Here is a 12018-nt window from a genome sequence, read left to right on the forward strand (position 1 = left end):
TTTTTTTGTATAATTTTAGCAAAAAAGGCACATAATGGAGCTTTGTGTAGCACTCGATCTCCCCTTGCGTGAACAAAATCTCACTCTTGCCAAAGAAATCAAAGAGTTCCCTGTCTGGCTTAAAGTTGGACTGCGCAGTTATATACGCGATGGCAAAGAGTTTATACAAGATCTCAAAGCAATTAATCCTGAGTTTAAAATCTTTGCAGATCTCAAACTCTACGATATTCCCAATACGATGGCAGATGCAGCCGAAGAGCTTGCAAAAATTGGCGTTGAGATGTTTAATATTCATGCAAGTGCTGGCAAAGAAGCTATGCAAACAGTTATGCAACGATTGGAGCAGTTTTCAAAGAGGCCTCTTGTACTTGCAGTCACAGTGCTTACATCTTTTAATGAAGAGCAGTTTCGCACTATCTACAACGCTTCTATCGATGAAAAGGCAACGCAATTTGCAAAAGATGCCTTTGATGCAGGCTTAGATGGAGTAGTTTGCAGTGTATATGAGAGCAAAAAAATAAAGCAGATTACTGCTCATAATTTTATTACTCTCACTCCTGGCATTCGCCCTTTTGGCGAAGATGCAGGAGATCAAAAGCGAGTTGCAGATATACCTATAGCAAAAGAGAACCGTAGTGACATCATTGTAGTTGGTCGTCCTATCTATAAAGCTAAAAATCCAAAAGAGGTTGTCCAAAAAATATTGACAAAATTGTGAATTTTTTCTATAATGCCAACTCCACAAGGACAGGTGGGTGAGCTGGCTGAAACCACCTCCCTGCTAAGGAGGCGTACCCATTGCGGGTACCGAGGGTTCGAATCCCTCCCTGTCCGCCACGACTTCAAAAATCCCGTAAAACTGGCTTTTTAACGGTTCAAATTAAAAAGTGTCAATTACTTTTGCAAAGCTATTGTTGTAATTCTGCTAAACTTTAATATGAGGATAAATTTTATATACTCTTCGCTATTCCCTCATATTTATCTATCCTATCACTTTGCTTAACCAGCTAAATATTTCAAAAATGAGCAAATATTAGAATTAAACCATTCTCAATGATTCTTTTTAGATAATCCTCTTTTTAAACTATAGCATCTTGGATAATCAACTTAGAGAATCTTTATACTTCTCAATGCAAAAGTAGCAAAAATTTGAATAAATTCAATAATGAAACCAGAATAAAAATATATTCTATGTTTTTCAGCAATGATTTCTTATCTTCAAATAAGTTAAATTGTTATTAAGTTTTTATTCAATATTATTTAAATATACTTTTTGAAATTTATAGTAATAATAAAGGAAAATATCATGAAAAGAGATCTTTTAAAAATGATCTTTTTTGGTTTAGTGATATCACTATTTTTTGGTATAGCAAATCCAGCAAAAGCAGATCATTGGATAAAAGCATATGGTCTGGATAGTTTTGATGAGTTCAATTCTATCATAAAAACAGATAACGGATATATTGCTGCTGGAAGGGTAGGAGGTAATGCATGGATAATGAAATTGGATGACAATGGAAATATAACTTGGCAAAAAAGTTATGGTGAGGATGATTCTGATTGGTTAAATTCTATCATAAAAACAGATAATGGATATATCGCTGCTGGAAGAAAAAGAGGTAATGCATGGATAGTGAAATTTGATGAAAATGGAAATATAACTTGGCAAAAAAGTTATGGTGGGGATAGTTCTGATGAGTTCAACTCTATCATAAAAGCAGATAACGGATATATTGCTGCTGGATATACATATTCTTTTTCTATTGAGGTAGGATATGCTGATGCATGGATAATGAAGATAAATGAAGATGGAACTATTGCTTGGCAAAAAAGGTATGGTGGAAGTAATGATGATAGGATCAATTCCATCGTAAAAATAGATGATGGATATATTGCTGCTGGAGATAGTAGTGGTGATGGATGGATAATGAAAATAAATGAAGATGGAACTATTGCCTGGCAAAAAAGTTATGGTGGAAGTAATAATGATAGGATCAATTCCATCGTAAAAATAGATGATGGATATATTGCTGCTGGAGATAGTAGTGGTGATGGATGGATAATGAAAATAAATGAAGATGGAACTATTGCCTGGCAAAAAAGTTATGGTGGAAGTAATGGTTATTGGATCAATTCTATCGTAAAAATAGATAATGGATATATCGCTGCTGGAAGTACATATTCTTTTGGAACAGGAAATGGAGATGCATGGATAATGAAATTGGATGACAATGGAAATATAATTTGGCAAAAAAGGTATGGTGAGGATGGTTCTGATTGGATCAATTCTATCATAAAAACAGATAATGGATATATCACTGCTGGAAGAACATCTTTGGGAGCAGGAAATGGTGATGGATTTGTTCTTAATCTTGATCAAGATGGAAATGTAAATAATTGTGAAATCATAAAAACTTCTTATGCAGAGATAGAAGACACAACTGTACAACCTGTAGATACAGCAATTGTTCCAGTTGATACAGATGCAAATCCAGTTGATACACTTGTAACACTTCATGAAACTAATATAAGTATATATACAATATGCAAATCTGTTGCCACTGTAGCTGTACCTCTTTTTGGACCTTTTGGTTATCTTGTCTTAATAACTCTACTAGGTTTCTTTGGATATAGAAAATCAAGATAAAAGTGGGGGGGTTTTCCCGCTTTTTAAAAGGTGGAATTCAAATTTTTAGTATTCCCTATATTTGCTAAAAATACACAATCTAAAAGCTCCATGGTGTAGAAATAGAAGAGTTTTTTGTTCCAAGAATAGAAAAGATACAACTTCATCAAATTAAACCTTTTCATTTACATATGCTTTTTACTGTTGAAAAAGGGTCTAATGAAAATAGAGTAAAAGAGCATGTTATCAAAGAATTAAAAAATATTCTTAAATTTTTATCATTGGAAAATATTGTTAAAGTTACAGCACAAAAAGTAGAAGATATTCCACTTGATAAAAAAACAGGAAAATTTAAAATAATATATCCTTATAAAGAGAAAAAATAATAGTCGTTACGTCAGAAAAGACAAAAAGAAGATGTAACACCAAGTACTTTGGTTACCTTGCTATGAAATATAACTTGAAATGTTTCTTAGTACCTTAAATATGCAGAAAAAGAGTTCTCTACTACTCTTTTTAGATAACTTAGTTAGGTATCGAAAATATCACACAGAATTAATTGACATAGATACATTTCTAATAAAACTTGATTAATATTTAATCAAGTCGTTATTTGATAATATTTATAGAAAATGAATGAAAAAGGAGAGGAAATGAAAAGAGATCTTTTGAAAACGATCTTTTTTGGTTTAGTGGTATCAGTTTTTTTATAGCAAATCCAGCAAAAGCGGATCATTGGATAAAAGCTTATGGTGGGGATCAAAATGATGAGATCAATTCCATCATAAAAACGGATGGTGGATATGTTGCTGCTGGATATACAGAATTTTTTGGAGCAAGAGGGACTGCTGCATGGATAATGAAGCTAAATGAGGATGGAACGATTGCTTGGCAAAAAGGTTATAAAGCTGTTCCTGGTGCTTATCTCCTTTCTATCATAAAAACGGATGGTGGATATGTTGCTGCTGGAGATATAATAAGTGATCCGCCTAGTGGATGGATAATAAAGATAAATGAAGATGGAAGTATTGCTTGGCAAAAAACATATTGGGATGGTTTCTATTTCTACTCTATCATAAAAACAGATAACGGATATATTGCTGCTGGATATAGTAGTGGTCCTGGATATAGTAGTGGTGATGGATGGATAATGAAAATAAATGAAGATGGAACTATTGCTTGGCAAAAAAGATATGGTGGGAATAAGAAGGATAAGATCAATTCTATCATAAAAACAGATGATGGATATATTGCTGCTGGATATACAGAATCTTTTGGAGCAGGAAAGTCTGATGCATGGATAATAAAGCTTAATGGAGATGGAAGCATAGCCTGGCAAAAAAGGTTTGGCGGAGATGAGGATGATTTTATCAATTCTATCATAAAAACAGATGATGGATATGTTGCTGCTGGATATACAGAATCTTTTGGGGCAGGAGAGGATTATGATGCATGGATAACGAAGTTAAATGAAGATGGAGATATCGTTTGGCAATATAGATATGGTGGGGACAAGAAGGATAGGATCAATTCTATCATAAAAACAGATGATGGATATATTGGAGCAGGAGTAATAGATTCTACAATGGTAGAAAGTGGAGATGCGTGGATAATGAAGATAAATGAAGATGGAGACATAATTTGGCAAAAAAGGTATGGCGAAGATAATAAAGATGAGATTAATTCTATCATAAAAACAGATGATGGATATGTTGCCGCTGGAGGAACAGTTTCTTTTGGAGCAGGAAATATGGATGGATTTGTTCTCAATCTTGATCAAGATGGAGATGTAAATGGTTGTGAAATCATAAAAACTTCTAATGCAGCAAGATATCCAACAACTGCACAAACTAACAATATAGTTCAAGATCCCGTAGATTTTGATGTAAACCATGTGTCTGATTCAGATGCAACAATTAGTGATCTAGACGTAAATATATATACAATATGCAAATCTGTTGCCACTGTAGCTGTACCTCTTTTGGGACCTTTTGGCTATCTTGTTTTAATAACTCTATTAGGTTTCTTTGGATATAGAAGATCAAGATAAAAGCGGGAATTTTCCCGCCTTTTAAAGGATGGAATTCAAATTTAGTATTCTTTTTATTTGCAACCCAAAAGCTTCAATCACTTCATACAAAATAATCATATATCCTGTTGGCTGATCAAAAAATATGAAAGAACAAGAGCAATAATGGCACTAATGATTCCAAAGATCAAAAAGCGGAGTCATCTACCTTTACACCAAAGCTGAAAAACAATGTATAAAAAGGCTTTTAATCAAGTTTTGTGGCAGAGCAAATAAAGCCTAATTTACTAAAAAACTCCAAATATTTTAAGCTAAAATAACAATTACACTAGCCATTGCCTAAAATCTTTTTGTTTAGAGACAAAAGAAATGAGAAACTCTTCCGAAAAAGCAAACATAAATAGAAACATAATCTGATATTTGCCATCAAAGAAAGCAATGAGCAGCTATTATAAGCAATATACCTAATACTCGACTCTTTTTGCAAAAGAACGGCAATTTTTTGGCCATAGCTATTTCCTCTTATTTCTTACATAAATTGCTTTTGGTCCGTTGAAGCTTTTACGCTCATCTATTTCAAAAAGTCCTGTAGCTTTGACTAATTCACTAAGTTTTTTATAACCATAGTTTCTTGGATCAAATTGTGGTGACTGCTTAGCAATATAGTTTCCCAATGCTCCTAGATGTGCCCAACCACTCTCATCACTTGTTGCATCAGCAGCCTCTTGCAAAAGACGTATCAGTTTTTTATCACGCCTAAGCTCCTGCGTACTCCATCTCTTTTGGTTCTCTTCACTCTGTTCATCGGCTCTTAAAACCTCTGTATAGATAAATTTGTCACAGGCTGCTACAAACGGTAGTGGAGTCTTCTTTTCCCCAAATCCATATACCATCAAACCAGACTCTCTGATTCTTGATGCAAGCTTTGTAAAGTCGCTATCACTACTTACGATACAAAAACCATCAAAATTTCCTGAATAGAGAAGATCCATAGCATCAATAATCATGGCACTATCTGTAGCATTTTTGCCTGTAGTATAACCAAACTGTTGTATAGGCTGAATAGAGTGGGTAAGCAGCACTTCCTTCCAGCCTTTGAGTTTTGGACTTGTCCAATCACCATATATTCTTTTCACATAGGCTGTACCATATTTTGCGATCTCTGCCAATAGCGCATCAATAATAGAAGGCTGTGCGTTGTCTGCATCGATGAGGACTGCTAGTTTTTGAGGTTTTTCCATACTGCTACTTTTTTACTATAATTATACAAAAAGACTTAGAATGCGACTCTTTATCGATGCTGATGCACTCCCTAATATGCTGAAGCCTCTTTTGCTCAAAGCAATAACAAGATACACAATTCCCACATATATTGTTTCTAATAAGCCTGTATCTATCGGATCTTCACCCTTTATCCAGTCAATTATTGTAGACCAAGGTATTGATAAAGCAGATCTATGGATCATTGAGCAAGTAGAGCCAGAAGATCTCGTCATTACAGCAGATATTCCTCTAGCTGATAAAGTAGTTGCAAAAGGAGCTTGGGCATTAGATCACAGAGGAATACTCTACGATCCTGAGAATATCAAACACTATCTTGCACTGCGCAATCTCATGCAAACAATACGAGATACTGGAGAAAAAACGAAAGGGCCTGCATCTTTTAGTCCAAAAGATAAACAGGCCTTTGCAAATGCTCTGAGTAAATTTTTAGCTAAACACATTACACATTAGATAGTATCTGGAATTGGATAGTTTTCAACAACAAAATCGATATCTTTATCCCCACGTCCACTTAAATTCACCAAAATTGCTTCATCCTTATGCTCTTTTGCATGTTTCATCGCATAGGCTACAGCATGGGCAGATTCAAGAGCAGGAATAATTCCTTCAAGTCTTGAAAGTTTATAAAATGCATCAATTGCCTCATCATCGCTAATAGTTTTTACCTGAGTTCTTCCAATCTCTTTGAGATAAGCATGTTCAGGTCCTACCGATGGATAATCCACTCCGCTTCCAATAGAGTGCACCGGTGCAGGGTTGCCTTTTTCGTCTTTGAGCATAATAGAGTTAAACCCATGTAAAATCCCCTCTTCCCCATACGTCAAAGAGGCAGCATGTTCACCAAGTTTCTCCCCTTTTCCCAAAGGCTCTACCGCATAAAGCTCAACTGGATCTTCAATAAATGCACTAAAAAGTCCCATGGCATTACTTCCACCACCTACCACAGCAGCGCAAGCATCCGGAAGTCTCCCCGTCATCTCATAAAACTGCTCTTTTGCCTCAAATCCTACAACAGATTGAAAATCACGTACCATTTTTGGAAAAGGGTGAGGCCCAACAACAGAACCAATTGCGTACATAGCAGTATCAGCTTGCTTGAGATAACTCTCAAAGCAGCTATCGACTGCCTCTTTAAGCGTTCTAAGACCATGTTTTACAGGAACTACTTTGGCTCCTAAAATTTGCATGCGCACTACATTTGGCCTCTCTTTTTCCATATCAACTTCACCCATATGGATCTCACACTCTAGTCCAAAGTACGCAGCAGCCGTAGCCAATGCTACCCCATGCTGTCCTGCTCCAGTTTCTGCCATAATCTTCTTTTTTCCAAGATATTTGGCAAGTAACGCTTCAGCCATACAGTGGTTAAGTTTATGTGCTCCTGTGTGATTGAGATCTTCTCTTTTAAGATAGATCTGCCCTCCACCGATATACTCACTGAGCCTATGACAGTAATAGACTGGAGTAGGCCTTCCCTGAAAATGCTTTCTGATTCTTCGCAGCTCATCGAGATACTCAAAACTTTTAGAGAGTTTTTCATACGCCTCATTTATCTCTTTAAAAGCTTTTTCAAGCTCAGGAGGAATGAAAGCTCCACCATATTTTCCAAAATATCCCTTTTTATCTGGCACTCTCTCAAGATATGGACGCTGCATGTCAAATCCTTTTTTGTTTTATGATAATATTTTTTGTCTTAAAGTCTCCATTACCTCTTTGCAAAACTTCTTTTCATCTATACTCTTTTGATAGAGCTATTATAAAGCCTAATATAATGCAAGACTATATGTTCAACTTCATCAAGCGTAATGTCACTGCTGGCAATATTATTGGAAATAATAGTTGCTAAGAGTTTTGGATCTGTTATCATACATATTGCCCAATTTTCTCTATCGCCTCTTTTGCTCCCATCGCCAAAGAGATATCTGCCCCCTCACTCTCTCTTGGATTGATACGAATAAGTGTAGCATCAAAGCTTTGAGCAATACGCTCTCCCATAATACGAATTGTTGGCACAGCGGTACCTGCACCAAACTCTAAAATCGTAAGTTTTCCATCTACTTTTTGCAAAAAGGTTTCTAAACGTTTGCGCTGTTCCTCCTCACGAGACTCTATCCATCTCCAATCACCAAACATCAAAATATTTGGTCTTGCAATAGCTTGACATTGTGGGCATCTTGGTAATGGATCTTTTGCTAAAAAATGCTCTTCATCGATAACTATCTCTACATTTTCAGCACTCCAAATAACCTGATTGCAAGGAACGCTACACTGCATATAGTGAATACTTCCATGTACCTCATCGATCTTTTCTTCATCAAATCCGGCTTTTTGAAACTGCCCATCTACATTGGAAGTAAGAACAAAATAGTCTTTTTTGCTTTTAGCAATTGCTAGAAGTTTTGCAAATCCGCTATGAGGAGTAGTATCACGATAGAGATGGAGTCTATGCCCATAGAAAGCCCATGCAAGGTGAGGATCTTCTTCAAACCATCTGGGATTTGCCAGCTCTTCAAAGCGCAGTCCAAGCCTTTTTGCTACTGGATAGGCTCTCCAAAACCCTTCAACTCCTCTAAAATCAGGAAGCCCGCTATCAACCCCCATCCCAGCTCCAGCTGTAATGAGAAGATACTCAGCATCTTTTATAGCTTTTGCAGCTTCAGCAATCATGATTTTCTCCCACGCTTTTTATTATTGTATAACATTTTGAAGTACAACTGTGAGACTAATATAAATTATTATGTAAAAAAATGAAAGACAAATAGCAAAATAAAATGAATTAAATAATTTGATATTTAACACACTTGTAGATAGAGATCGGATATGAAGGATTTGAAGAGTTATGGTAGCTGGGGGGAGACTTGAACTCCCGACCTCCGGCTTATGAGACCAGCGCTCTCACCAGCTGAGCTACCCAGCCAAAGCGAGTGAAATTATACTTCAATTTCGCTTTTATGTCAATAATTTGTATAAGTCCAATACATATGGCACTCATAATGATTTTCAAGAAGGTATTGTACCGGAGATTTAAAATTAAGAGAAGAGTGTGGTATTTTGGTATTGTAATCGATGAGCCATTTTGCTAATTTTTTATTGAATTCATCCAAATCTGTAAAGAGTAAATCTTCATAGTATTGAATAAATTGTTCTTGAATTGTTCTATTGAATCTTTCATTGTGTGCATTCATTTTAGGGCTCCTTGGATATGTCCAGTAGTGTGTAAAGCCTTTTTGTTCAAGCAGAGCGTCAAACTCTTTTTTAAATTCACTGCCATTATCTGAAAGAATTGCAAGTTTACGTTTTTGTTTGATGGAGGTTATTCCATCAATTAAAGCTTCAAGAGCATATGCAGTATGTCTTGCTCTTTTGGATGGAATTGCTACTGCGAATGCAATACGTGTGAGTGGGTCAATCATAGTAAGGATATATCGTTTTATACCGTTTGATACTATTTGGATGGTATCGACTGCCCAGAGTTCAAATGGTTTAGATTTGAGGTTTTTTGGTTTTCTGTTTTTTTGTGTCTTCTTTTTTGGTTTCACTTTTCCTTTTGTATCGATGCGGTAGGGAAAAAGTCTCATTGTATCTGGTGCTTTTGCGATTATTCTTCCTATTGTGGATTCCGAGGGAGTTTTAAGTTCTTTTTCTTCACAAAAAGGTTTAAGCAGGTGGTAGAGTTTTGCTTTGCCGATGTTGGGATATGCTTTTCTTAATCGTTTTATCTCTTTAATAACTTCTATTGGAACTTTTGACTCTCTTACTCTTTTTGGTCTTCGTGATTTTGGATTTAAGGCTTTTATATCGCCATCTGCATTATTGAAACTCTTTTTCCATCGAAAGAGTGTTCTTCTGCTTACTCCAAAAGCTTCAGTTGTTGCTGCTAGTCCATATTTTTCCCAAAACTCCAATATCTTTTTTCTTCTTTTTGCCTCTTCGCTTATCATAAGCGAATTGTAGTATATCCTCTCTAATCTTTTATATCCTTTGAGCCCTGGCAACGTGTATTTGATTTGCACTCCTCACTCTCCCTCTCGGAGTGCCATATGTGTTTGAACTTATGCATAATTATATTTTTTCATTACAAATCAAAAAAGATTCAACAACCCTTTTGCTGCTGGGGGAAGGTTCTTTTTCAACAGTTTATCTTGCAGTCTCTTTTTTAGCTCTTTTTTTACTCTGCCTTTTATAAACTCTTTTACATCAATTTTGATATCAGGATTTTGCGGATCTCCTTGCAGTTTTACATATACAGGTCTCTTTTGAATCTCTATGCGAAGTTTTGCATCTATTTTTTGCTTATCAAGATCAATTTTTGCATTTTGAGCACTGATATGTGTCAGTCTACTTTGCATATCAAGATTTGCAATAACTACCTTATCATTAATAGTACTATTGATTTCTGTGAGTTTATATATCTCTCTAGTTATATCGAAGTTTGCCATCTGTTTGAGCATAAAACTCATCTTATTTGGCAAGATCCTGCCATCATGTGCCTCGGCATGGAGCTTTCCTTTTTTGGTTACAAGATTATAATGCATATTCACATCCATTGAAGAATCAAAGATTTTAGGATAGTAGAGCATATGGGTAAGTTTAACTACTTGGATACCTTTTAAAAATGCTTCTACTTTATTATTTAAAAGTTTGCCATTTATTATTCCGCCAAGGGTACTGCTATGGAGTGTTATTAAGAGATTTTTATCCTTTTTAATTTTTCCATTGAGTGTTATTTTTCCTCGCATTTTTTGCTTTGTCAAAAAGTAGAGTTTACCAAGATCTGGAACTTTTACAACATAATCTGCATCGACTGTGCCACTCTTAATAACAAATTTTGCTCCTTTTGTATGAACATCTCCAATATTTGTAAAGAGATCTACATCACTAAAGACTATGCCATTTTTAATACTACTTTTATGTGAAGCATTGAAAGTAATGCGGGCTTTCTCAATCCCAAAATTTTGTTGCAACACTTTCGCATCTGTCTTTCCAGATTTGATCTGAGAAACGATATTGCCTGCTAAATGCTCTGGTTCAAGATTTGTTAGATGAATATCTGCATCTATCAAAGCATCTGCATAGTGAGGCTGATAAAGCATATAGAGGATCTTTTCCAACTTTGCTTGACGAATCTTTGCATCTACTAAAGCTGGCTCAAACTCTTCTAATACTATACGATACTGCGTAGCTGAGCCTACCACATCTGCTTTTCCTGTAATATCAACTTTTTGTTTATCACCTTTTACGTCCCCACTTGTTATAAGTGGTCCTCGCAGTTTTTGCCCTGTAAGGGCTTGGAGATCTTCAAGTTTTGCAATATGTACATCATAGTGAATATCAAAACTTTGCGCAAAGGGATCAAGTTTGCCCCCAGCTTTGATGAGTGTACTTTTTCCCACTTGCAACTCAATATCTAGTGGAGAGATACGAAATTTTTTGAGTGAAGCTTTGACGGGAAGCTTTTTATTGAGATTTGTTTCTATAATTGGACGCAAAAAATTGTTACCGCTTGCTGTAAAGAGTACCCAATAAGTTGCTCCTAAGAGTATCGCTATGATGAATATTATAAATAGTAGTAGCTTTTTCATTGCTCGCCCCTTCTTCGATATAAACTATTATACATTAATTATTGTTCAATAAAGCAAAGAGAGGTTTATTGCATCAAAAATATTATGTTAGAAGATTTTTTAAGTGCTATATACTCAAATTTAATGATATTCATAGTTTAATTTAAGCTTATTTTAAGTTTTATTGCTATAAAATTTTGGCACTGAAAATGACAGACTGACAAAGAAAAAGGAGGGTGCGATGAATTTCAAACCACTTGGAAACAGAGTATTAGTAGAAAGAGTAGAAGAGCCTGAAAAAACTCCATCAGGAATCATTATCCCAGATAATGCAAAAGAGAAACCTCTTGAAGGAAACGTTTTGGCAATTGGTCCAGAAGTAGAAGAAGAGGGACATATTAAAGTTGGAGATAGAGTAGTTTTTGCTAAATATAGCGGAACAGATATTACACTTGAAGGAAAAGAGTATCTCATTTTACAAACTGACGATATTCTTGGAATTTTGGAATAAGAAGGAG

At 35.5% G+C, this 12018-nt stretch carries 11 protein-coding genes and 2 tRNA genes; 6 read left to right on the forward strand and 7 right to left on the reverse strand.

The window, feature by feature from the left end; all coding sequences use genetic code 11:
- Window positions 1-34: 34 nt before the first annotated feature.
- The 4 genes from pyrF to NITER_RS05930 all read left to right on the forward strand — a co-directional run bounded on the left by pyrF (window position 35) and on the right by NITER_RS05930 (window position 4676).
- A complete protein-coding gene (gene pyrF, locus NITER_RS05915; protein WP_084275414.1) occupies window positions 35-718 on the forward strand; it encodes an orotidine-5'-phosphate decarboxylase in 684 nt (227 codons plus the stop codon).
- A gap of 27 nt (window positions 719-745) precedes the next feature.
- Window positions 746-837, forward strand: a tRNA-Ser gene (locus tag NITER_RS05920).
- A 469-nt stretch (window positions 838-1306) separates the two neighbouring features.
- Window positions 1307-2647 carry a PQQ-binding-like beta-propeller repeat protein gene (locus NITER_RS05925; RefSeq protein ID WP_084275413.1) on the forward strand — a complete coding sequence of 447 codons (1341 nt, stop codon included), beginning with the start codon at window positions 1307-1309 and terminating at the stop codon, window positions 2645-2647.
- 838 nt (window positions 2648-3485) lie between these two features.
- Window positions 3486-4676, forward strand: a complete 1191-nt coding sequence (locus NITER_RS05930; RefSeq protein WP_084275411.1) for a hypothetical protein — start codon at window positions 3486-3488, stop codon at window positions 4674-4676.
- A 491-nt stretch (window positions 4677-5167) separates the two neighbouring features.
- On the opposite strand, the gene NITER_RS05935 is transcribed toward NITER_RS05930, so the two are convergent.
- On the reverse strand, window positions 5168-5896 hold the full coding sequence (locus tag NITER_RS05935) for an NYN domain-containing protein (RefSeq protein ID WP_084275410.1): 729 nt from the start codon (window positions 5894-5896) through the stop codon (window positions 5168-5170).
- A 40-nt stretch (window positions 5897-5936) separates the two neighbouring features.
- On the opposite strand from NITER_RS05935, the gene NITER_RS05940 reads away from it, so the two are divergent.
- Entirely contained in the window at window positions 5937-6389 is a 453-nt protein-coding gene (locus tag NITER_RS05940) for a YaiI/YqxD family protein (RefSeq protein ID WP_084275409.1), read from the forward strand.
- On the opposite strand, the gene trpB is transcribed toward NITER_RS05940, so the two are convergent.
- From trpB to NITER_RS05970, 6 genes are all read right to left on the reverse strand, one after another.
- Entirely contained in the window at window positions 6386-7594 is a 1209-nt protein-coding gene (trpB, locus tag NITER_RS05945) for a tryptophan synthase subunit beta (protein WP_084275408.1), read from the reverse strand. The two genes, NITER_RS05940 and trpB, sit on opposite strands and share 4 nt — an antisense overlap.
- A gap of 77 nt (window positions 7595-7671) precedes the next feature.
- Complete coding sequence (locus tag NITER_RS05950; RefSeq protein ID WP_269456998.1) at window positions 7672-7806, reverse strand: hypothetical protein; 135 nt, start codon at window positions 7804-7806, stop codon at window positions 7672-7674.
- On the reverse strand, window positions 7803-8606 hold the full coding sequence (locus NITER_RS05955; RefSeq protein ID WP_084275407.1) for an SIR2 family NAD-dependent protein deacylase: 804 nt from the start codon (window positions 8604-8606) through the stop codon (window positions 7803-7805). Before NITER_RS05955 ends, NITER_RS05950 begins: the two co-directional genes overlap by 4 nt.
- Before the next feature lie 173 nt (window positions 8607-8779).
- Window positions 8780-8856 (reverse strand) — tRNA-Met (locus tag NITER_RS05960).
- Between the two features lie 37 nt (window positions 8857-8893).
- Window positions 8894-9952: an integrase core domain-containing protein gene (locus NITER_RS05965; protein ID WP_281847463.1), complete on the reverse strand. Its 1059-nt coding sequence runs from the start codon at window positions 9950-9952 to the stop codon at window positions 8894-8896.
- Between the two features lie 69 nt (window positions 9953-10021).
- A complete protein-coding gene (locus tag NITER_RS05970) occupies window positions 10022-11521 on the reverse strand; it encodes a hypothetical protein (protein WP_084275406.1) in 1500 nt (499 codons plus the stop codon).
- Between the two features lie 220 nt (window positions 11522-11741).
- Here NITER_RS05970 and groES point away from each other — a divergent pair, with 220 nt between their 5' ends.
- Entirely contained in the window at window positions 11742-12011 is a 270-nt protein-coding gene (gene groES, locus NITER_RS05975) for a co-chaperone GroES (protein WP_084275405.1), read from the forward strand.
- Window positions 12012-12018 lie beyond the last annotated feature (7 nt).

Origin of the sequence: Nitratiruptor tergarcus DSM 16512 (assembly GCF_027946175.1) — a bacterium.
Lineage (GTDB): Bacteria > Campylobacterota > Campylobacteria > Campylobacterales > Nitratiruptoraceae > Nitratiruptor > Nitratiruptor tergarcus.